The following is a 19,446-nucleotide window of genomic DNA, read 5'->3' on the forward strand; positions in this document are numbered from 1 at the left end:
AAACTTTTGAGACGAATGGGGCTGGACTGCGCGAACGGGAGATAGCCTATGGGAAACGCACCCTTCACCGATACGGAGAGCAACCGGGGGACGCGCCTGCGCGTCGCCTCCGGCGTCGAGCTCGTCCAAGACGCCGACGGCGTCTACGAGCTGGTGCTGTCGCACCCGGTCGGGAGCGGGTGCATGCGAGGCCGACCCCTGTCGCGCGACCTGTTCGTCGCCAACGTCGACTTCGCGTGCGAGCGGTGCCCCAACGTCCCAGAGGCCCCGTCCGTCCCCCTCCCCGCGTTCTCGCGGGGCAAATGGCTGACGATAAACCTGTGCCACGAGGGCCGCTGCGAGGTCGACGTCCCGAGCGGGGGTCTGGCGACGGTCTCGGCCGGCGAGGTGTGCATCAGCTGCTCGCAGGAGCGCCCCGCCGAGTTCCGGTACCCCTCGGGACGCTACCGGGGCGTCGAGGTGTTCGTGAACACGCGTATCGCTCGATCGCCGCTCTTCTCGCTGCTCGATGACGAGGATGCCGTCGAGGCCATCGCGCGACAGGCGGGCAGCGCCGCCGTGCTCAGCGGCGACGGCGAGCTCAACGGGCATATGAGACGCATCGCCGCCCTCGTCGAAGCACCCGACAGGGCTCTGGCCACCTACGAGGTTCTCGGCTTGCTGCTTGGCCTCCAACGTCGCGACCTCTCCTGCGCCAGACCCCGCTTCATCCTCACACGCGCCCAGATGCGCATCGTTGCCGCCGTGCACGACGAGCTCGAGGGCTCTCTCGACTGCGCCCACGACGCCCGCGTGCTAGCGTCGGCGTTCGGTGTGAGCGCGGCGACACTCAACCAGTACTTCTCGCGGGCATACGGGAGCACTGTCGCGGGGTACCTCCGCAAGCGGCGCATGGAGGTCGCCGCCGCCCTGCTTGCCAGCGGAGCGCGCGTCGCCGAAGCCGCCGTGCGCGTCGGCTACGCGAACCCGAGCAAGTTCTCCTCCGCGTTCAAGAGGGAATACGGAACCGCACCGAGCGAGTGGAGGCGGCGTCGATTCGGCGAGAGGGAGGGCGTTCACGAAGTCAAGGGGGAGTTCTAGGAACGCTGACGCGCGGCGGCTTGCCGGCGGCATGGTCACCGAGCCGAATCATTTTTGACCCCGGGATACTCGACAATCTTTCAGCGCGAAACCGGCATGCTTCCAAGCGAGTATCGAAACACTCTCGCTCGTCGGCCGTGAAGAGCGAGGACGTCGGCGGAGCGCGCCCGATGGCGCGTTGACGATCCCCTCGCTTCAAATACGACACGGTATCCGTCAAGAAGACGGCGTTTGGCCTGGATCCCGCAGGATGGCACCGCGCTCGAACGGAGCGGCTTCGTCGCGGCATTCTGCTGCGGGGTTCATGCCATGACCACCCTCGAGCGCTGCGGCTCCATTTTTCGTCGAGCCTCAAGTGAAGAACAGAGGATGCGCACGCCGGCGATGAAGGCGATGTGCTTCGCGACGAAGGAACTCTCCCCCTTGACAGGACTCCACGACCTGTTAGCGTCCAACCCGTAGGACCACGTTGGACGGAGACGCCATGCCCGCAGCCATACCGCCGCAGCCGCTCGACCCGACCGAGGAGGCCCTCCTCGAGGCCGGGCTCGCCCTCATCCGGGAGAAGGGCGTGCGGAAGATGACCGTCGAGGAGGCGGTGCGTCGGGTCGGCGTCGGCAAGCGGACGCTCTACCGCCTCTACCCGACCAAGGAGGCGTTCGCGCTCGCCTGCATAACGCACGGCAAGGCCGCAATGTGGCGGGCCATCGACGGCCTCGCCCGCGAGCGGGGCGGGCTCGGCCGAGGCGAGGTCGCCGCGCTCCTCGGGCGCTTCTCCTTCGACGGCGGCGAGAGCGTCCTCGGCGAGGTCTCCCCGGAGGACATGGCGTGGCTCGCCGGGAAGCTGCCCGGGAGGTCCGTGCTCGACCCCGCGACCGACGAGGCGGTCTTCGCGGCGATCGCCTCGCGCCTGAGGGGGATGCGCGAGGGCGTCGACCCCCACGTCGCGGCGAACATGATGAAGGTGATGGCGCTCGCCTGGGAGAACCGGGCGCGCCTGCACGCGGACGCCCTCGCGGAGAACCTCGCCCTCATGCGCGAGCAGCTCCTCGACTACCTGTTCGGGAGGGGGTGAGCGATGTCGCCCGCCCTCTTCGCCGCTGAGGCCGCGGCGGCCTGCCTGCTGTTCTCCGCCGCCGTATGGGCGTCGCTCAGGCGCGACCCCATGTTCTGGTACCAGGACTTCCCGCCCGCGGTCCGCGAGCGCCTGAGGGCGCTCCCCGAGTATGCCGGCAGGATCCCCGAGCTCAGGCGCACCGCCGCCAGGAAGCTCTCCGTCGCGCTCGCGCTCGTGGCCCTGCTGGCCGCCGTGGCGCTGGCGTCCGGCGCGCGGGACTTCGCCGGCGCGCTCGGCTGGTGCTTCTCGCTGTGGTCCGTCGTCAACCTCTGGGACGCCCTCGTGCTCGACACCCTCTGGTTCTGCTGGGGGCGCGGCGTGAGGATCCCCGGGACCGAGGATCTCGAGGACGCCTACCTCGACGTCCGCCCCCACTGGCTGGGCTTCCTGGCGGGGGAGGCGATCGGGCTCGCCGTGTCCGTCGCGTCGGCCGCCGCGGTGGTCGCCCTCCCGCTCTGAGGCGGCGCTCTGGGCCAGCCGACAATCCCCGCGACGCCCGGCCCGCCACGACAAATAAGGCGGAAAACGCTTTAGCACGGGTGGGGAGAAAAAGGCGATCGAGCGCGCGTGGGGGGCTGCTCAGGCAGGGCGGGCGGCCCTGCTCGTCTCCGCTAGAGCGGCGCCTTCCGGCAGCGCTCGCCCAGGCAAAACGCCGCATAGTGGGGAAGTTCGCGAATCTCTCGTCCATCGTCGTCCACGCTCCGGCCAAAGTCGCGTTCGGAGAGAATCACGGCATACGGGGAGTGGGCGTGGTCCATGAACGTCGCCAGCGTACGCGCGCGCACGCTCCGGGCGGACTTCACCTCAACGGGGATGACCCGCATCTCGTCGTCCTGCAGCAGGAAGTCCAGCTCACCCGTTCCGCCCCATGAGGACGGCGGGGCCCAGTAGAACGTCTGAAGGTCGTTGGCCGCGAGCGCCTGCATGACCGCATTCTCTGCCAAGGCCCCGCGGAAATCCGCGGAGACCGGCAGATTGGAGGAGGACTCCGCCTCGAGCCACAGACGCGGGTTGACGGCGAGCTTATAGAACATGAGCCCCGTGTCCGCCAGATACACCTTGAAGAAGCTGCCCTCGTCCTCGTCGTACGGAACGAGGGGGGCCTCCGTGCACGTGGTCAGCTCGTTCACCGAGACCATGCCCGCGCTCGCAAGCCAGTCGATGGGCTCCATGAGCTTTGTCCGCCTGCCACCGCGCTCTACCTCGGCGTACTTGAACTTCTTCGTCGAGGCTCGCAGGAGCTGTGCCGGAATGCTCCTCCAGACCTTGCGGGCAGCAACGGCGCTGATGCCGCTATCGGGGTCGGTCATGTCAGCGGTATAGATGTCGTCCACCTCCCGCTGCTGCACGCGCGCGGCGTCGATGTCACGCCCGTCAGCATAGGCGGCGACCGCCGCCGGCAGACCACCGATGACGAGGTAGCGACGGAAGAGCTCGAGCGCACGACGATGCGCAGGATACGGCTCGAGCGTCTCCGCATGCCGTCGAATGTCGCCAGGCATCGCCTCCTCCCCCATGGCCCAGAGAAACTCCTCGAAGCTCAGGGGGTGCAGCGTCTCTTGCTGTACGCCACTGGGAAACGGCAGCCGACGCCTGCGCGTGGCGACGCCAAGCTGGCTTCCCGTCGCCGCGACGCGCCATCCGGAGCCCGAGAAGAAGCGCAGAGAGTTGAGCGCCCGCTCGCAGAGCTGCACCTCATCGAAGAGGACGAACGAGCGCTCGCGGTCAAGCGGCACGCGCTTGTACTCCGCGACGCGACGCATGATGGCATCGACGTCGTCAGTCGGACCGTTGAAGAGCGGGGCGACAAGGTCGAGGTCAGTCTGGAAGTCGAGCTTCACGAACTGGCCCCCGGCAACACGCTTTCCAACCGCCTCGACCACATAGGTCTTGCCGACGCGACGCGCGCCACGTAGGAGAAGGGGACGCTCCGGCCGCTGAGCCCATAGCTCAATTTTCTGCTCAATAGCTCGTCTCAACGATTCCTCTTTCATTTGCTTCAGTTTGTGCGTATATAGTACACAGAATTCTCTCATATTATGTATTTCGAATACACGAAATTTCATTCGGAGCGTTCACGGGGCACATTCTTGCCCACCAAAGATCGCGTCGATCAACTCTGGACAAAGAGTTAGACAGTGTATACTCTAGGCTCCATAAGTTAGACGTCTCTAACTACTGGAGGGCCGATGGGACAGGGCATGGATGTCTGCCTCGCCGACGACGCAGATTGCTCCTCCACGCGGGAGCGCCTCGAGGCGAGGTTCGTGCGCTGCCTCGTCTGTCAGGCAGGACTCGTGCTTTCGGGAAGCAAGCCCGCGGCGGTCTTTGGCTTCCGGACGCAGATCGAAGACCCCGCCACCGCCCCGTCGTGGATGCGACGCTTGCATGCGAGGCGCCTGATCGCGTGCTACGCCCACATCTCACGCAAGCTTGGCGTGCGCATCGACTTTCTCGGATGGCGCGAAGAACGGGCGATGCTGCTCGTCTGGCGTCCCCGCTGCGTCCGGGACCTTCTCTCGGGGACGGCGGTCCAAGAGTTCCTGGCAAGAAACCTCCTCCCCGCCCGCGAGCATGCCTTTATGAGGGAGCTCGGGCGGCGCCTGCGCGCCTACTACAGCGGTAGATGCCTGTTCCCACACGAGGTCGGACTCGCCCTTGGTTATCCCGTCGAGGACGTGAGCGGTTTCATGACCGACGGCGGGCGCGGCGCGCGTGCGTGCGGGCGCTGGAAGGTCTACGGGAACGTGGACGAGGCGCTGCGGCGCTTCAAAGAGCTCGAACGCGAGGAGCTCAGGATCAAGAGGCTCTACTCCGAGGGAACGCCCCTACGAGGGCTTCTCCGGATGGGAACGGCATAAAGGGGCGGCAGGGTCCGCACGAAGAAGGGAGAACCCATGAGCAAGAGCGTCGCGATCGTGTACTGGACGGGAACGGGCAACACCGAGGAGATGGCCCGCGCGCTCGAGTCGGGCGTCGTCGCGGCGGGGGCCGAGGCCCGCGTCGTGCCCGTCGCTGACTTCTCGGCAGATGACGTACCCAACTATGACGCATTCGCCTTTGGCTGCCCCGCCATGGGCGCCGAGGAGCTGGAGTCTGACGAGTTCGAGCCGGTCTGGGAGGCGTGCGTGGGCGCGCTGGGCGACAAGCCCGTGGCGCTGTTCGGCAGCTACGGCTGGGGCACCGGCGAGTGGATGGAAACCTGGCAGGCGGACGCCGAGGGGGCAGGCGTGAACGTGGTCTGCACCGTCATCGCCAACGAGGCCCCCGACGACGACGCCGTAGCCGCGCTCGAGGCTGCCGCAAAGAGCCTCGTCGAGGCGTAAGGCTTGCCCTGAGGCCCCGGGGGCCGGGCTGGCTCCGGGGCCATCTGACGCCCGCGATGGATGGGAGGCGCCATGCCAGCGACGCTCGTTCTTCTCGCCCTGGGGCTCCTGGGGTCGATCCTCATGTTTGCCGGGGACATGCTGCTCTACTTCACGACCGGCGCCTACGACATGGACGGCACGCTCAGGCCGTACATGCGCATCATGCGAGACGTGCCGGCAGGCCGCGTGCGTGTCGGGGGCGCGCTGGGGCCCGTCGCCGCGTTCCTGTACGTGCTCGGGTTCGCGGGGCTTGCGCTCGTCGCGCGCGGCGACCTCTCCTGGCTCGTCTGGCTGGCCGCGGCGCTGCTCGCCTTTGCCCTCGTCTGCGGCGGCGCCTACCACGCTCAGTACGTCTACCTCTCCGTCATCGCCAAGGCGGGGCGAGAAGAGCTCTACGACGAGGTCGCGGGCAACATCATGTTTGTCATGCGGTTTGCCACCGTGCCCATGTACCTGGGCTTCGTTGTGCTCGCCGCGGCCGTCGTGCTCGGACAGACCGTCTTCCCCGCCTGGCTTGTGGTCCTCACGCCGCTGGTCACGTCGCTTCTCGGCCTCGTGTGGATGCACGTGCCGCAGCCGGCACGCTGCGTACTCTTCGGCGGGTGGAGCAACCTCGTCTTCACGATCATGTTCGCCGCGATGCTCGTCTGCAAGCTCGCTGGGTAACGCGCAAAAGGGATGTCCCTTTTGCGCATACGGGACAGTCCCCATTTGACCCCTTGCGGAAATCACGCCGACCATTCCTCAAATGTAAGCTACAGTTGACTTGAAACTGTTCACCAAGGCGTACTTTTGTGCGCGACGGAGGGAGTTCGACATGAGTGCTCTAGGTTTTCTCAAGGGAACGCACGGCCTGCTTTTGGGCGCGGGGGTGTTGATCGGGTCGGTCGGCGGCAAGGTGCTCACGAGCGACGCGGCCAAGCGCCTCTACGTCGAGGCCGTCGCGGCGGGCCTGCGCGCCAAGCGCACCTGCGAGGATGCCATCGAGCGCACCCGCGCCGAGATGGATGACATCGTCGCCGAGGCCACGTACCTTAACGAGACCGTCTACGACACCGAGGATGACGAGGACCAGGAAACGTCCAAAGCAACCGACGCAGCCGAGCCCGTCGAGCCCGCTCCCGCTGAGGCGTAGGCGCGACCGTGCGATACGCCATCGAACATGAGGTGCCGGGGCGAGTGCGCCTGACGCTCATCGAGCGTCTTGTCGCATCCGACGTCGTCGCTCTCGAGACGACGCTCTCCTCTTGGGCGGGCGTCGAGCGCGTGCGCGCCTATCCTCGCATCCGCTCGGTTGCCGTCTGGTATCGCGACGCTCCCGCAAGGACGGCCCTGTTTGATCGACTGGATGCGCTCGCACTCCCCCAGCTCGAAAAGACGAGCGTCCAGACGCCTGCGGCGCTCGTGCCCGTGGGCGCGCCCGTTGCGCGCAGCATCGTCCGCCTCGTGGGCAACCACCTGATCCGCCGCTGGCTCCTCCCTCCCGCGCTGCGCGCGGTATGGGCCGGGCTTCACTACCTCGGGTTCCTGCGCGCCGGCCTCGCCTCGCTCAGGCGCGGGCGTCTCGACGTGCCGGTGCTCGACGCCTCGGCCATCGGCCTCTCGTTTGCCAAGCGCGACCCAAAGACCGCGGCAAGCACCATGTTCTTGCTCGATCTGGGCGAGGCTCTCGAGGACGCCACCCGCACGCGCTCCGAGCACGAGCTCATCCGCTCTCTCATGGCCATCCCCCAAAGCGCGCGTCGCCTCGAGGACGGCGAGGAGGTCACCGTGCCCGCCCAGAGCCTCCGCACGGGCGACCTCGTCGTGGCGCGCACCGGTATGCCCGTGTGCGTCGACGGCGTGGTGGTGCGCGGGGAGGCCATGGTCAATCAGGCGGCGCTCACCGGCGAGCCGCTCGCCGTGGAGCGCATGGCCGGCGACGACGTCTTTGCCGGCACCGCGGTAGAAGAGGGCGAGATCGTCATCCGCGTGGGCGCCGAGCCCGCCTCGACCAAGCTCCGCTCCATCGTGAGCCTCGTCGAGGCAACAGAGCAGCTCAAGAGCGAGGTCCAGACGCGCCGCGAGCACCTCGCGGACCGCTTCGTTCCGTGGAACTTCCTGCTTGCGGGGCTTGTGGCGGCGACCACGAAAAGCCTCGCAAAGACGTCGGCCGCCCTCATGGTCGACTACTCCTGCGCCCTCAGGCTCACGTCGTCCATCAGCGTGCTCGCCGCCATGAGTCAGAGCGCTCACGAGGGCATGACCGTCAAGGGTGCCAAGCATTTCGAGGCCATCGCCGCCGCCGACACCATCGTGTTCGACAAGACGGGAACGCTCACCGAGGCGACGCCCCGGGTCGCGCGCGTACTCGCCCTCGCGCCCGATTGGACCGAGGACGAGGTCCTACGCACCTCGGCCTGTCTGGAGGAGCACTTCCCCCACCCCGTGGCACGCGCCGTGGTGGCGGCGGCCGCCGCACGCGGTCTCGAGCATCGCGAGCGCCACGCCGAGGTCGCCTATATCGTGGCGCACGGCATCGCGTCGGCGCTCGATGGCAAGAGAATCGTCATCGGAAGCCGCCACTTCGTGATGGAGGACGAGCACGTCGAGGTCACCCCCGAGGCAGAGGCGCTCATCGACGGCGAGCTCGAAGGCCTCTCTCCGCTCTACCTTGCCCAAGACGGAAAGCTGGTGGGCGCGCTCGGCATCGAGGATCCCTTAAAGGCAGGAGCGCCCGAGGCAATTGCGGCGCTTCGCTCGCAGGGCATCGACCACATCATCATGCTCACCGGCGATAACGAGCGCACCGCCGCACGCATCGCCGCCGAGGCGGGCATCACCGAGTACCGCGCTGACCTGCTCCCCGAGGACAAGCATGCCTACGTGGAGGCGCTCGTGGCCCGCGGACAACGCGTCGTCATGGTGGGCGACGGCGTCAACGACGCGCCGGCGCTCTCCGCTGCCGACGTGGGCATTGCCATGGGCACAGGTACCGCCATCGCGCAGGAGGTCGCCGACGTCACGCTCGCCGCGGGCGGGCTCGACGCCATCGTGCGCCTGCACGCGCTCAGCCGTTCTCTCATGGGGCGGCTCGACCGCTCGTTCGTCGCGGTCATGGGCATCAACTCGGCGCTTCTCGCCGCGGGAATCGCCGGCATCATCCAGCCCCAGGTCTCGGCGCTCCTGCACAACGGCACCACCATCGCGCTGGCCGCAGAAAGCGCTCGACGTCTCTAGGAAGCATCAATCGGTCCGCTGTGGAGCCTGTCGTTGGGAAGTGGAGACATGGAACGGTTCACCGTCGAGCAAGACGGCTTCTTCGGATTCCTCCACTTGCCGGAGCGGCACGTCGAAGCGTACTCCGGCAAGGCGCTCATCGTGCTCGGCGGCAGCGAGGGCAACGAGAACATCCCGCGCAACCTCGGTGCGCGTTTCGCACGGGAGGGCATCGCCGCGCTCGGCCTGTGCTACTGGAACGTGCCGGGACTCCCCGATGAGCTCATCGAGGTGTCGATCGAGCCAATCGAGCGTGCCGTCGCCTATCTCCGGCAGCGTGGCTTTGACCGCGTGGGGATCTACGGCATCTCCAAGGGCGGCGAGCTGGCGCTTCTCGCCGCCTCGCTCATGCCTCAGATCACCTGCGTCGTCGCCATCTCCCCGCTCGCCTGCGCCATGCCGGGCATCACCGGCAACAAAAGCCTTGCCGGCAAGGGTCTGAGCGACCGCTCGAGCTGGACCTGGCGCGGCGAGCCCGTGCCCTGCGCGCGGGGCGGCGGGAGGCTCCCCTACCTCGGCATCATCCGCCGCATCGTCACCGAGCGCCAGCTCGACATGCGCTTCGTCTACGAGCGGATCATCGAGCGCGCGCCCAAGGAGGCCTGGATTGCCGTGGAGCGCATCAACGGGCCCGTCCTTCTCGCCAGCCCCTCGCATGACGCCATGTGGCCGAGCGACGAGGCCTGTCGGATCGTCGAGCAGCGCCTCGCCAAGCACGCCCATCCCTTCGAGATCACGCGACGCTCCTACGAGTACGCGAGCCACATCCTCGTGCCCATGGAGACACCCTCGCTCAAGCTCTTCCGCGTCGAGCGCGCCCACCCCGAAGCATGCCGGCAAAGCCGCGAGGACGCCTTCACCCAGACGCTCGCGTTTCTCGCCCGGTGGTAGCGAACGCGCGTGCGGAGCCGACTCGGGAGCATTAATCGTCATGCTCGCCGGTAGGTCGAATGCCCCCACGGCACCTCATCGGGCACGCGCCCTCCACCCCAGAAGGAGCGCGGAGTTGACGATGACGAGCACCGACCCCGCATTGTGCACGAGCGCCCCCACCACGGGGTTCAGGACGCCCGAGATGGCGAGCGCGATCGCGATGAAGTTGAGCGTCATCGAGAACGTGAGGTTGATCTTGATGGTCGTCATCATGCGGCGGGAGAGGCGCAGGAGGTGCGGCAGCTCGGCGATGTCATCGTTCACGAGTGCGATGTCCGCCGCGTCGACGGCGATATCGCTGCCGATGCCGCCCATGGCGATGCCCACGAGCGCGCGCTTGAGCGCAGGCGCGTCGTTGACGCCGTCGCCGACCATACAAACTCCCTTGCCCGCGCGCTCCGAGTCATCGATGAAGGAGAGCTTGTCCTCGGGCAGGCAGGCGGCCTTGTAGGTGGTGATGCCGAGTTCGGCAGCCACGTGGGCGGCCGCCGCCTCGTGGTCCCCCGTGAGGAGCACCGGCTCCACGCCCGTCTCCCGCACTGCCGAAAGCGTAGCGGTGGCGTTCTCGCGCACGCGGTCGGCGAGCGCAATGAACCCCGCTGCCGCGTCGCCCCAGCCGAGATAGGTAATCGTTGCCCCCTCGGCGCGCGCAGCGTCCACACGCCTCCCCAGCGCGTCCGGTATAGCCAGACCGTGCTCCGCCAGCAGCGCGGCGCTGCCGGCGTACACCGTGCGCCCGCCCACCTCGGCCACCACGCCGCGACCGGGCACCATGGCAAAGGACGTCGGGTCCTTCGGCGCCGCTCCGGCGTGCTCCGTGGCCGCGGCCACGATGGCGCGCCCGAGGGGGTGCTCGGATCGCTTCTCGGCCGCGCCGGCAACTGCGAGCAACGCGTCCTCGCTCACGTCCTTCTCGCCCGCGCACACGGAAACCACCTGCGGCTCCCCCGTGGTGAGCGTGCCCGTCTTGTCAAAGCACACGCGCCTGACCTGCGCCAGGCGCTCGAGCGCGTCCCCCTCGCGCACCAGAAAGCCGTGCCTGGTGGCATTGCCGATCGCCGCCATGATGGCTGTGGGCGTGGCGAGCACGAGCGCGCACGGGCAAAAGACGACGAGGATGGTGACCGAGCGGATGATCTCGCCCGTCACGAGATAGGTGAGAACTGCTGCCACAAGGGCGATGACGACGATCCACACCGCCCAGCGGTCGGCGAGGTTCACGATCTTGGCCTTGCCGGCGTCGGCCGACTGCACGAGGCGAATCATCCGCTGGATGGACGAGTCCTCGCCCACGCGCGTCGCGGCCATGTCGAACGAGCCGAACTGGTTGACCGTGCCGGACGACACCTCGTCCCCCGGGCTCTTGTCCACCGGCAGGCTCTCGCCGGTCATGACCGCCTGGTTCACCGAGGTCTGACCGGAGACGATGACGCCGTCTACGGGCACGGCCTCCCCGGGCAGCACGCGTAGGATGTCGCCAGTGACTGATCCAGTACGGGTGCTGCAGATGCGAGTCGCGTCGTACCTCCTAAGGGCTGATTCGCGATTTCGGGAATGACTCAATTGATTTGCGAAACCGCAGGTCGCTCCTTTAATCACTCCCTGATTTCCGCCGGGGTTCGTAGCGGGTGGCGTGAAAAGGGGTGATTCAAAGGGTCGGAGAGATGCCTATAGCGCAATCGTCTGGTATTGGCGCGGTGGGGGACTTCTCGCCTCCATCAGTCCAAATCGTCAAGCTCCGAAAGCCTTGCGAGCTCGATGGCCGAATCGACCGCCTCTTCGAAATCGACGCCTTCCGCATAGGGCGATGCCGAGACGTAAGAGGACCAGATGCCCCGCATCATATCGGATCTTCTGACCTCGCCGAGCACGGCCTCGTAGTCGCCCATCTTGCCGAGTGAACCGCGCCTGGAGGCGGTAGCGACAGCGGCTTCGTGCAGGGAATCCCGCCAGCCACATTAACCCGTCGCCCGCGAAAGACGTCGAGCTAGAGAAAAGGACCTATTTCCCGTCATGGATTGGGTTTACCAGCATGACTAGAGCCCTAGTGTAATTGGCTGGATCACCGTTCCGGGAACCGGTATCGACCTACCTGTCCGCCAAGCTCCCTCTTCAGCTCCAGCCTAGTATCTGACTCGCGCCGCTATAAGCGAAAGCCGAAGAGATGCGTCTTAGCCAAGAAAATAAGGTTAACCTTAACCTACTGCATAATTCGTGTGTTATAGTTAGATGTCTCTAACTTTTTGGGGGCGATAGCCATGCACGAACGCAAGGACTTCTGGGACAAGAACGCCGGTCGGTACGACCGTTTCATGCGAAACGACCGGGCGGCGTATGAGAAGATGTATGGGCTGATCCGACCGGTGGTGAAAGCAAAAACCGTACTGGAAGTTGCCACCGGCACGGGGCTTATCGCAAAGAGCATCGTGGATGCGGCGGCGCACATCGAGGCTACGGACGCTTCTGCAAAGATAATCCTTGAAGCAGAGCGGGGCAATCAATCCGCGAAGCTGCACTTTTCCGTACAAGATATGTTCCGCCTGCCCTATGCACAGAAGTCCTTCGAAGTGGTGATCGCGTCCAACGCGCTTCACATAGTGCCGCATCCGGAAAAGGCCCTGCAAGAAATAAGGCGGGTACTGAAGGACGACGGCGTGCTCATCGCGCCAACCTTCACCCACGCGGGGAACTCGATTTCCGGCAAGGCAAAAGCCTTTTTCATGAGCATGGCGGGATTTCCCCTCCACAGCAGGTGGACAAGCGAGGAATACCTGCGTTTCCTGCGTCAAAACGGCTGGGCGGTGCAGAAAAGCGCGGTGCTGAAGGCCTCGTTCCCGTTGACCCATGCGGAATGCACGAAATCGGAGGGGCCAGATGTCGTTCTTTGAAAACACCCGCAAGCCCGTGGGCCTCGGCGGAAAACTTATGGTTGCCATGATGAATCTGGGCCACAGCCCTGTGGCGCGGTGGGGACTTCGATTTCTACGGCTTGCGCCAAACGCCAAGGTGCTGGATTGCGGCTGCGGCGGCGGGGCGAACATAAAACGGCTGCTGAAAAAATGCCCGCATGGCGTCGTCAAGGGCATCGACTATTCACCCGTCAGCGTGGAGAAGGCTAGAAAGCTCAACCGAACCGCAATTCAGGAGAAGCGTTGCGCCGTTCTGCAGGGCAGCGTGGCGGATATGGCGTTTGAGGATAGCTACTTCGATGCCGCCACGGCCTTTGAGACCGTCTATTTCTGGCCTGATTTGCCCCGATGCTTCCGTGAGGTCCGGCGGACGCTGAAGCCAGGCGGGACAATTCTTATCTGCAACGAGAGCAATGGCGATACGGACAAGGACGAGAGGTGGACGCAGATCATCGGCGGCATGACCATCTACAAGGACATTGAATTAAAGGCGTGTCTGGAGCAGGCGGGCTTTCACGAGGTGCAGATACGCAAAAAGAAAAGGTGGCTCTGCGTCACGGCGCGGAAGTAGGGGTGTCAAGCACGGGCATTTTCGCATCCATCCTGCACATGGCGATAGGCATGACGGCCATAGCAGCTGTGCTGGCGGCAATCATGACAATTTTTATTCACTGAGGAAGAAGCCTATGAAATGCAGAATTGAGAAAAACACCGTGCAGGAGACGCTGATCCTCCCGCTGTATTCCCGGAAGCTGTGTACGGAGCTGTACCCGAACCTTTACAAGGATGAAACAGCGGCTCGTCTGCTCGACCAGATCGAATACGACTTTTCAGAGGCAGAGAAAAACTCCCGCAGCCTGATGCAGCGCTTTGGTGCGCTGGAGGTGGCCATGCGGCAGGGTGATCTTGCTTTCGAGGTGCGGGATTACCTGAAAGGCCACCCCAATGCGGCGGTGGTCAATCTGGGCTGTGGGCTGGACAACACCGGCAGAACCTGCGACAACGGTAGATGCAAGATCTACAATCTGGACTTCCCGGATGTGATTGCCTTGCGGCAGCAGCTGCTGCCCGCCGAGGATCGAGAACAAAATATCCCCTGCGACCTGAAAGACACCGCATGGTTCGGCAAAATCGATGCCTCCGGCGGGGCGGTGTTCTTTGCCTCCGGGGTGTTCTATTACTTTCTGACCCAGCAGGTCCGGGAACTGGTGCGGGAGATGGCGGACGCTTTCCCCGGCGGTGTGCTGGTCTTTGATGCTGCCAATCGAACGGCAGTAAAGATGATCGCAAAAACATGGCTTAAGACTGCAAAAATCAAGGATGTGGGGGCATATTTTGCGGTTTCGGATGCCGCCAAGGAAATCGGCACGTGGAACAGCCGTCTGCAGGTCACAAGTCGCGGCTATATGCTGGGTTACAACGATTTGAGAGACCCTTCTGTCAGCGGCTTTTTCCGGTTTCTCGCAAGGGTCGGTGACAACGGGATGAAAATGCAAATCGTGAAAATAAGATTTTGAGAGTCAAAAAAGAAGCGCATTCACTTTGATGTTGAAGAAGACGGCTTTCACGGCGCGTATTGGGCGTGCAAGGACACACATACAGCAGCGGGCACGGATTCGATTGAAACCGTGCCCGCTATCTGATACTATATTATTTTATCGAACATCTGTTCTGTTCCCACTCGATACTAGCAGTTGGTTGAGCTTGAATTTCGCAGCTCCGTTTGGGCAGGTCAGGGCTTTGTTGATTCGGTTGTCAGATTTCTTGCGGGCTTGCATGGAAGAATCTTGGAAGAATCGGGACGCTGGTTCTCAGGATGGAGAGACGCGTCCCTCCCCTGCTCAGAACACCTTCGACACCGCGGCCACCGCCTCCTTCTTGGCGTCGAGGTTAACGTGCGTATAGATGTCCATCGTGATCTGGGAGCTGTAGTGGCCCGCAAGCTCCTGCATGACCTTCGGGTGCACGCCGTTGAGCGCGAGCAGGGTGAGGTAGGAGTGCCTCAGCTCGTGGAAGCTCCAGCCGTCGAGCCCGAAGCGCTCGCGGTCGATCGACCACCAGCGGCTGAGGGAGCCGGGCGTCACGCGCTCGCCGTAGTGCGTGGCGATGACGGGGGTCTCCTCGGTCTGCTCCAGGTAGCCCTCCTCCGGCTTGCGCCACTGATTCGTCTTCGCGAACTGCGCGGCCTGGGCCGCCTTCTGTCTGAGCAGCGCCTCGCGCGTCACCTCGGGCAGGGGCAGCAGGCGCATGCCGGCCTTGGTCTTGGTCTCCTTGAGGTTGCCGAGCCCGTCGAAGCTGTGGCTCACGTCGACGATTCCGTTCTCGAAGTCGATGTCCTTCCATGACAGGCCGCAGACCTCACCGCGCCTGAGCCCCATCGTGATGGCGACGAGGTAGGCGCACTCGCGCGGCACCTCGGGGTCGAGCCCCTCGATGAGCTCCTGGATCTGCGCGGGCTTCATGGCGCGCTTCTCGCGCGTGTCCATCTTGGGAGGGTTGGCTGCGTCGCACGGGTTCTTCACGAGGATCCCCTCCTTGATGGCGTGCTCGAACACGAGCGTTATGTTGTCGTGGATCTGGTTGACGTAGGATCCGCTCGAAGGTCTTCCGGAGAGCGTGTCGCCCTTGAGCATCGCGATGTACATGTCGTCGAGCATGGTGGGCGTGACGGCGGCCAGGTTGACCTTCCCGATGTGGCGGATGGCGGCCCTGAACTGCCACTCCTGCCGCACCTGCGTGGTGGGGGCGACCTCCTTCTTGGCGGCGCGGATCTCGAGGTAGCGCATGCAGTACTCCTCGAAGGTGTAGGACGTGCGGCCCTGCACCTCGTCGTGCTCGATCTCCTTGATGAACCCGCGCAGGTCGGCCTTTGCCTTGGTGAAGGTCCCCTCGACCACGCGCGTCTTCTGCTGGTACTTCCCCGTGCGCGGGTTGAGCCCGATGGGCACGCGGAGCTGCCACTTGCGGCACTTGGACTTTGGCTTGTCCTTCTCCATCTGGATGATGGAGCCCTCGCCGGTCACCTTGGCCATGCTACTCACCGTCCTCTACTGCAACGTAGGGCGGGCGGTAGTGCCACTCGAGGTCGCGGGCGAGCTTGCGCTGCCAGGGCTCGTCGAGGCGCAGGGCCTCGCCGGGGGCGGCGACGAGGGCGACGGCGGGGACCACGTTCCCGGAGCCGTCCGTGAGGGAGAAGGAGACGACGCTGAGGCTCTTCTCTTCCTTGGCCATGGCGCTCACCGCCTTCCCTGGGAGCGGGCGGCGCGCTCGCCGAGCTCCACGTAGGAGAGGTAGCTGTCCACGAGGGCGCGGCCCTCGGGGCTGAGGGCGTCGTAGCGGGGCTGGATTCCCTCGGGCTCGGGCGCGTCGATGTTCTCGCGGCCGATGACGAGGTCGATGGAGCAGCCCAGCTTGTCCGCGATCTGCCACGCCGCCGGCAGCGGGATGCCGCAGTCGGCGCCGTCGCCGGCTCGCTCGTAGCGAGCGTAGGTGGAGCCGGGGATGCCGAGCGCCTCGGCGAACTCCTTCGCGGAGCGGTAGCCCGCCTCGCGGCGCAGCCGCTGGAGTGTTCTTTTGCCGCTGATGGCCTTGTAGGGGGTTTGGGCGGGTGCGAGTGATGACATATACTGTCACCGTCCCTTCTGGATTTGCCTCTGGACCGGACGCCGGGCCCGCGGGAGTGCCAGCTCCCGCGGGCCCACCTGTTTCGCCTTCTATGCCTTCGCATCACCGTCCCTCGCGCTCGCCTCGGAGTCGTACTCGACCATGACGCCGTGGTCGACGGAGCTCCACAGCACCTGCATACCCTCGAACTCGAACTCGCCGTGGGTGCGGTCGTAGGCCGCCATGATCTTCTCGATGACCTGGTCGTCGACGATCTTCTGCGCTTTGGTTGAGAGCCTGCCGCGCTTCTTCGCCGCCTGCTCCTGGAGGAAGGACTCGAAGGCGGCGCGCGCCGCCTCGGCACTGTCGAACGCGACGAGCTCGCCGAAGGCGGCGCCGTCGCGCAGCTCGGAGAGCATCTGCTGCTCGTACTGGTAGCAGAGAGCCTCGTAGGGGCGCTCCTCCTCGCGGCGGTGGCGCGCGCGGATCTTCTCGTCCTTCATGAGCACGAACTCGCGGAGCTCGTCGGCGAGCTGCCGCGCCTCGGGCGTGAGCCCGTCGTACTCGAGCTGCACCTCGCCGCGCATGCACGCGGGGTCGGGCGCCTCGCGGTCGACGATGGCGTCGATGGTGGTGCCGAAGATGTCCGCGAGCTGCCAGGCGCGGTCCATGGGGATCTTGTCGGGGTTGGACTCGTAGCGCGCGTAGGTGGAGGTCGGTATCTCGTACTCCACCGCGAACTCGTTGGAGTTCTTGTAGCCCGCCGCCTTGCGGAGCTTCAGAAGGTTGCTCGCCATGCCCTCCGCCTCTCTCGGATGTGTTCGTCCTGTGGAGGGGTGCCCTCGGCGCCCTCCGTGTCGTTGTTACGCTTCGCAACAGATTCTATCACTAGTTGACAAGCCGTTCAATTGTATAGGGTCATTCTACCTCAAAACATGCAAAGAATCTCACTTGTTGACAATTCCTGTGATATTCTACCGCTGCACGGCGACGAAACGTGCCACTTCGTGACAGACGAGGCGGAGCCGCGCGTACGGTCCAGAGGCAAATCGGATGAGAGGGAGCGAGAGATGAGTTTCGAGGAGCTGCCGTACTTCATGACCCCCAAGCAGCTCGCCGACGTGACCGGCGAGCACGAGGGATCCATCACCCGCGGCATACGCGAGGGGCGGATCCCCGCCGACAAGGTGAACGGTCGCTGGCGGATCTGCCGCGACGTGATCTTCAAGAACGCGAAGAAGGGGGCCTCGAATGACGGAGAGGGCCGCGAGTAGCCCACGCGGGGCGGGCTCCCTCGCCGACGCGCTGGCACGCGTCCCTGCGGAGCTCAAGACCGAGCCGCGCTGGGTGTGCTGGCGGCGCGAGGAGCGCGGCGGCAAGACGACTAAGCTCCCGGTGTGCGCGGCGAACGGGCGCATGGCCAGGAGCACCGACCCGGCGACCTGGGTGGCCTTCGAGGAGGCCGTGGCTGCGGTGGGCCGCTGGCGCTGCGACGGCGTGGGGTTCGTCTTCGGGCCGGACCGCGCCTTCACGGGGCTCGACCTCGACCACGTGATTTCGGATGGCGCCCTCGACCCCGCGTACCGCTGGGTGGTCGAGGAGGCCGGGACCTACACGGAGGTCTCGCCCTCGGGCGACGGGCTGCACCTGATCTTCCGGGGCGCGAAGCCCGACTGGGCCCAGCGCTCGAGGAAGGGGCAGCCCGGCGGGCGCGTGGTGGAGATGTACGACCACGACCGCTACTTCACGGTGACAGGGAACGTCTTCGAGGGGCGCGCCTCCCTCGCCTCGAACCCCGACGTGGTGGAGAGGGCGTACCGCACCTGGATCGAGCCGGAGCGGGCCGCCGCGCAGCCGACGCTGTCGGCGGCAGCGACGCGCGGCCCCGACGCTTCCATGGACGACGAGGCGCTGCTGGGGCGCATGTACGCCTCCCGCAGCGGCGACGCGATCCGCGCCCTCATGGCCGGCGACTGCTCGGCGCAGGGCGGCGATCGCTCGGCGGCGGACATGGCGCTGTGCTCGCACCTCGCGTTCTGGTGCGCAGGCGACGCCGCCCGCATGGACCGGATCTTCCGGCGCTCCGGCCTCATGCGCGACAAGTGGGACAGCCGCCGGGGCGGCACCACCTACGGCGCGCAGACGATAGAGCGGGCGATAGAGGGCTGCTCGGAGTTCTACCGGCCGAGGGAGAGGCGGGCCGACCGTCCTTCTCGCTCCGTGCGTCCTTCTCGCGTCAATGACAAGAACATGTGTTCGACCGCTGCGCCCGACACGGACGGAGGGTGCTCCCCCGACGAGGAGGCGCCGGACTTCGAGACGGCGCCGTCTGTGGAGGGGTGGTTCGTCGACGCTCGCGGGCGGCTGTGGGTGCGCGGGCGCGACGGGGAGCTTTCGCGCTCGGTGACGTCGACGGCGCCCTGGGTGGCGGCCGACCTCGTGGACGTGGACACCGGCGACGTGCGCGCCCTCGTGCGCGTGACGGTGCCCGGCGGAACCCGCGAGCGGGCGCTCGACCGCGAGGTGCTGCTCAACCAGAGCAAGGTGATCGGCGCGCTCGCGCCCCTCGGGGCTAACGTCTCGTCGGCCAACGCCAAGGACGTCGTGCGCTACCTGACCGACGTGGAGCGCCGCTACGGATGGGCGCGGCCGCGCGCGAGGAGCGTCGTGCACCTGGGGTGGGCGGACGGCCCGCTCTCCGCCTTCATGCCCTACGACCTGGGCGCGGGCGGCGTGCGCTTCGACCCCAGCCCGGACGAGGCGGTGAAGGCGCGCCCCTTCATGGAGCCGGCGGGCACGCTCGCGGCGTGGGTGGAGGGCGTGGCGCCGGCGCGGGCCGCCTCCATGGCGTTCCGCTGCGTGCTGGCGGCGAGCTTCGCCTCCCCGCTGGTGTCTCTCCTGGGCGTGCAGACCTTCATCGTCTACCTCTGGGGGCGCTCGCGCTCCGGCAAGACGCCGACCCTCAAGGCCGCCGGCAGCGTGTGGGGCGACCCCACCGAGGGCGCGGACAGCTACTTCCGCACCTTCGCCGACACGCCCAAGAGCATCGTTCGCGCAGCGGCGCTGCTCCACGACATACCCGTGATCATCGACGAGCTGCAGAGCAAGGGCGCCGTGGGCGGCCAGGCGGGCAAGCGGCAGGTCGTGGAGGACCTGCTCTACTCGCTCTCGCTCGGGC

At 65.9% G+C, this 19,446-nt stretch carries 21 protein-coding genes; 14 read left to right on the top strand and 7 right to left on the bottom strand.

What is annotated here, in order from left to right:
• Nucleotides 1-48 precede the first annotated feature (48 nt).
• From B5F85_RS08415 to B5F85_RS08430, 3 genes are all read left to right on the top strand, one after another.
• Nucleotides 49-1,080, top strand: a complete 1,032-nt coding sequence (locus B5F85_RS08415; protein ID WP_087316292.1) for an AraC family transcriptional regulator — start codon at nucleotides 49-51, stop codon at nucleotides 1,078-1,080.
• 484 nt (nucleotides 1,081-1,564) lie between these two features.
• On the top strand, nucleotides 1,565-2,155 hold the full coding sequence (locus B5F85_RS08425) for a TetR/AcrR family transcriptional regulator (protein WP_087316296.1): 591 nt from the start codon (nucleotides 1,565-1,567) through the stop codon (nucleotides 2,153-2,155).
• 3 nt (nucleotides 2,156-2,158) lie between these two features.
• Entirely contained in the window at nucleotides 2,159-2,656 is a 498-nt protein-coding gene (locus B5F85_RS08430; protein WP_087316298.1) for a hypothetical protein, read from the top strand.
• A gap of 152 nt (nucleotides 2,657-2,808) precedes the next feature.
• On the opposite strand, the gene B5F85_RS08435 is transcribed toward B5F85_RS08430, so the two are convergent.
• Complete coding sequence (locus tag B5F85_RS08435) at nucleotides 2,809-4,233, bottom strand: ATP-binding protein (RefSeq protein WP_343203476.1); 1,425 nt, start codon at nucleotides 4,231-4,233, stop codon at nucleotides 2,809-2,811.
• Nucleotides 4,234-4,386: 153 nt separating this feature from the next.
• On the opposite strand from B5F85_RS08435, the gene B5F85_RS08440 reads away from it, so the two are divergent.
• From B5F85_RS08440 to B5F85_RS08465, 6 genes are all read left to right on the top strand, one after another.
• Complete coding sequence (locus B5F85_RS08440; RefSeq protein WP_087316302.1) at nucleotides 4,387-5,058, top strand: DUF3793 family protein; 672 nt, start codon at nucleotides 4,387-4,389, stop codon at nucleotides 5,056-5,058.
• Nucleotides 5,059-5,094: 36 nt separating this feature from the next.
• A complete protein-coding gene (locus B5F85_RS08445; RefSeq protein ID WP_087316304.1) occupies nucleotides 5,095-5,523 on the top strand; it encodes a flavodoxin in 429 nt (142 codons plus the stop codon).
• 72 nt (nucleotides 5,524-5,595) lie between these two features.
• Complete coding sequence (locus B5F85_RS08450; protein WP_087316306.1) at nucleotides 5,596-6,231, top strand: DUF6796 family protein; 636 nt, start codon at nucleotides 5,596-5,598, stop codon at nucleotides 6,229-6,231.
• Nucleotides 6,232-6,382: 151 nt separating this feature from the next.
• Complete coding sequence (locus B5F85_RS08455; protein ID WP_087316308.1) at nucleotides 6,383-6,700, top strand: DUF6110 family protein; 318 nt, start codon at nucleotides 6,383-6,385, stop codon at nucleotides 6,698-6,700.
• 8 nt (nucleotides 6,701-6,708) lie between these two features.
• Nucleotides 6,709-8,784 carry a heavy metal translocating P-type ATPase gene (locus tag B5F85_RS08460; RefSeq protein ID WP_087316309.1) on the top strand — a complete coding sequence of 692 codons (2,076 nt, stop codon included), beginning with the start codon at nucleotides 6,709-6,711 and terminating at the stop codon, nucleotides 8,782-8,784.
• Between the two features lie 48 nt (nucleotides 8,785-8,832).
• Nucleotides 8,833-9,714, top strand: a complete 882-nt coding sequence (locus tag B5F85_RS08465) for an acyl-CoA thioester hydrolase/BAAT C-terminal domain-containing protein (RefSeq protein ID WP_087316311.1) — start codon at nucleotides 8,833-8,835, stop codon at nucleotides 9,712-9,714.
• Nucleotides 9,715-9,789: 75 nt separating this feature from the next.
• On the opposite strand, the gene B5F85_RS08470 is transcribed toward B5F85_RS08465, so the two are convergent.
• Together B5F85_RS08470 and B5F85_RS10805 are read right to left on the bottom strand one after the other, a co-directional pair.
• Nucleotides 9,790-11,355, bottom strand: a complete 1,566-nt coding sequence (locus B5F85_RS08470) for a cation-translocating P-type ATPase (protein WP_087316313.1) — start codon at nucleotides 11,353-11,355, stop codon at nucleotides 9,790-9,792.
• A gap of 119 nt (nucleotides 11,356-11,474) precedes the next feature.
• Nucleotides 11,475-11,645, bottom strand: a complete 171-nt coding sequence (locus B5F85_RS10805; RefSeq protein WP_187119102.1) for a hypothetical protein — start codon at nucleotides 11,643-11,645, stop codon at nucleotides 11,475-11,477.
• 369 nt (nucleotides 11,646-12,014) lie between these two features.
• Here B5F85_RS10805 and B5F85_RS08480 point away from each other — a divergent pair, with 369 nt between their 5' ends.
• The 3 genes from B5F85_RS08480 (at nucleotide 12,015) to B5F85_RS08490 (ending at nucleotide 14,182) form a co-directional block, all read left to right on the top strand.
• Entirely contained in the window at nucleotides 12,015-12,644 is a 630-nt protein-coding gene (locus tag B5F85_RS08480) for a class I SAM-dependent methyltransferase (RefSeq protein ID WP_087316314.1), read from the top strand.
• A complete protein-coding gene (locus B5F85_RS08485) occupies nucleotides 12,631-13,236 on the top strand; it encodes a class I SAM-dependent methyltransferase (protein ID WP_075279318.1) in 606 nt (201 codons plus the stop codon). The genes B5F85_RS08480 and B5F85_RS08485 overlap by 14 nt, the downstream gene beginning before the upstream one ends.
• 115 nt (nucleotides 13,237-13,351) lie before the next feature.
• On the top strand, nucleotides 13,352-14,182 hold the full coding sequence (locus B5F85_RS08490) for a class I SAM-dependent methyltransferase (protein ID WP_087316316.1): 831 nt from the start codon (nucleotides 13,352-13,354) through the stop codon (nucleotides 14,180-14,182).
• A 324-nt stretch (nucleotides 14,183-14,506) separates the two neighbouring features.
• Here the strand turns inward: B5F85_RS08490 and B5F85_RS08495 are convergent, their stop codons facing one another.
• The 4 genes from B5F85_RS08495 to B5F85_RS08510 all read right to left on the bottom strand — a co-directional run bounded on the left by B5F85_RS08495 (nucleotide 14,507) and on the right by B5F85_RS08510 (nucleotide 17,065).
• Complete coding sequence (locus B5F85_RS08495) at nucleotides 14,507-15,697, bottom strand: site-specific integrase (protein WP_204204714.1); 1,191 nt, start codon at nucleotides 15,695-15,697, stop codon at nucleotides 14,507-14,509.
• A 1-nt stretch (nucleotide 15,698) separates the two neighbouring features.
• The gene (locus tag B5F85_RS08500; protein ID WP_087316318.1) at nucleotides 15,699-15,896 is read right to left on the bottom strand and encodes a hypothetical protein; all 198 of its coding nucleotides are present in this window, start codon (nucleotides 15,894-15,896) and stop codon (nucleotides 15,699-15,701) included.
• 5 nt (nucleotides 15,897-15,901) lie between these two features.
• A complete protein-coding gene (locus B5F85_RS08505) occupies nucleotides 15,902-16,288 on the bottom strand; it encodes a helix-turn-helix transcriptional regulator (RefSeq protein ID WP_087316320.1) in 387 nt (128 codons plus the stop codon).
• 90 nt (nucleotides 16,289-16,378) lie between these two features.
• Nucleotides 16,379-17,065 (bottom strand): helix-turn-helix transcriptional regulator, encoded by a 687-nt coding sequence (locus B5F85_RS08510; RefSeq protein ID WP_087316322.1) that lies wholly within the window; start codon nucleotides 17,063-17,065, stop codon nucleotides 16,379-16,381.
• A gap of 273 nt (nucleotides 17,066-17,338) precedes the next feature.
• Between B5F85_RS08510 and B5F85_RS08515 the strand changes: the two genes are divergently transcribed.
• Both B5F85_RS08515 and B5F85_RS08520 read left to right on the top strand, forming a co-directional pair.
• Nucleotides 17,339-17,542 carry a helix-turn-helix domain-containing protein gene (locus B5F85_RS08515; protein ID WP_087220893.1) on the top strand — a complete coding sequence of 68 codons (204 nt, stop codon included), beginning with the start codon at nucleotides 17,339-17,341 and terminating at the stop codon, nucleotides 17,540-17,542.
• Nucleotides 17,520-19,446 (top strand): DUF927 domain-containing protein (locus B5F85_RS08520; RefSeq protein WP_143786160.1); only part of this gene is annotated, 1,927 nt, incomplete at its 3' end. The genes B5F85_RS08515 and B5F85_RS08520, both read left to right, overlap by 23 nt.

It is taken from the genome of Olsenella sp. An293 (assembly GCF_002159495.1).
Lineage (GTDB): Bacteria > Actinomycetota > Coriobacteriia > Coriobacteriales > Atopobiaceae > Thermophilibacter.

Bases quoted from the DNA above. Each gene is read 5' to 3' on its own strand.
- B5F85_RS08450 (WP_087316306.1), top strand. From the start codon at position 5,596: ATGCCAGCGACGCTCGTTCTTCTCGCCCTGGGGCTCCTGGGGTCGATC.
- B5F85_RS08485 (WP_075279318.1), top strand. From the start codon at position 12,631: ATGTCGTTCTTTGAAAACACCCGCAAGCCCGTGGGCCTCGGCGGAAAA.
- B5F85_RS08480 (WP_087316314.1), top strand. From the start codon at position 12,015: ATGCACGAACGCAAGGACTTCTGGGACAAGAACGCCGGTCGGTACGAC.
- B5F85_RS08505 (WP_087316320.1), bottom strand. From the start codon at position 16,288: ATGTCATCACTCGCACCCGCCCAAACCCCCTACAAGGCCATCAGCGGC.
- B5F85_RS08430 (WP_087316298.1), top strand. From the start codon at position 2,159: ATGTCGCCCGCCCTCTTCGCCGCTGAGGCCGCGGCGGCCTGCCTGCTG.
- B5F85_RS08435 (WP_343203476.1), bottom strand. From the start codon at position 4,233: ATGAGAGAATTCTGTGTACTATATACGCACAAACTGAAGCAAATGAAA.
- B5F85_RS08515 (WP_087220893.1), top strand. From the start codon at position 17,339: ATGAGTTTCGAGGAGCTGCCGTACTTCATGACCCCCAAGCAGCTCGCC.
- B5F85_RS10805 (WP_187119102.1), bottom strand. From the start codon at position 11,645: ATGGGCGACTACGAGGCCGTGCTCGGCGAGGTCAGAAGATCCGATATG.
- B5F85_RS08510 (WP_087316322.1), bottom strand. From the start codon at position 17,065: ATGGCGAGCAACCTTCTGAAGCTCCGCAAGGCGGCGGGCTACAAGAAC.
- B5F85_RS08500 (WP_087316318.1), bottom strand. From the start codon at position 15,896: ATGGCCAAGGAAGAGAAGAGCCTCAGCGTCGTCTCCTTCTCCCTCACG.
- B5F85_RS08440 (WP_087316302.1), top strand. From the start codon at position 4,387: ATGGGACAGGGCATGGATGTCTGCCTCGCCGACGACGCAGATTGCTCC.
- B5F85_RS08455 (WP_087316308.1), top strand. From the start codon at position 6,383: ATGAGTGCTCTAGGTTTTCTCAAGGGAACGCACGGCCTGCTTTTGGGC.
- B5F85_RS08415 (WP_087316292.1), top strand. From the start codon at position 49: ATGGGAAACGCACCCTTCACCGATACGGAGAGCAACCGGGGGACGCGC.
- B5F85_RS08445 (WP_087316304.1), top strand. From the start codon at position 5,095: ATGAGCAAGAGCGTCGCGATCGTGTACTGGACGGGAACGGGCAACACC.
- B5F85_RS08465 (WP_087316311.1), top strand. From the start codon at position 8,833: ATGGAACGGTTCACCGTCGAGCAAGACGGCTTCTTCGGATTCCTCCAC.
- B5F85_RS08425 (WP_087316296.1), top strand. From the start codon at position 1,565: ATGCCCGCAGCCATACCGCCGCAGCCGCTCGACCCGACCGAGGAGGCC.
- B5F85_RS08495 (WP_204204714.1), bottom strand. From the start codon at position 15,697: ATGGCCAAGGTGACCGGCGAGGGCTCCATCATCCAGATGGAGAAGGAC.
- B5F85_RS08490 (WP_087316316.1), top strand. From the start codon at position 13,352: ATGAAATGCAGAATTGAGAAAAACACCGTGCAGGAGACGCTGATCCTC.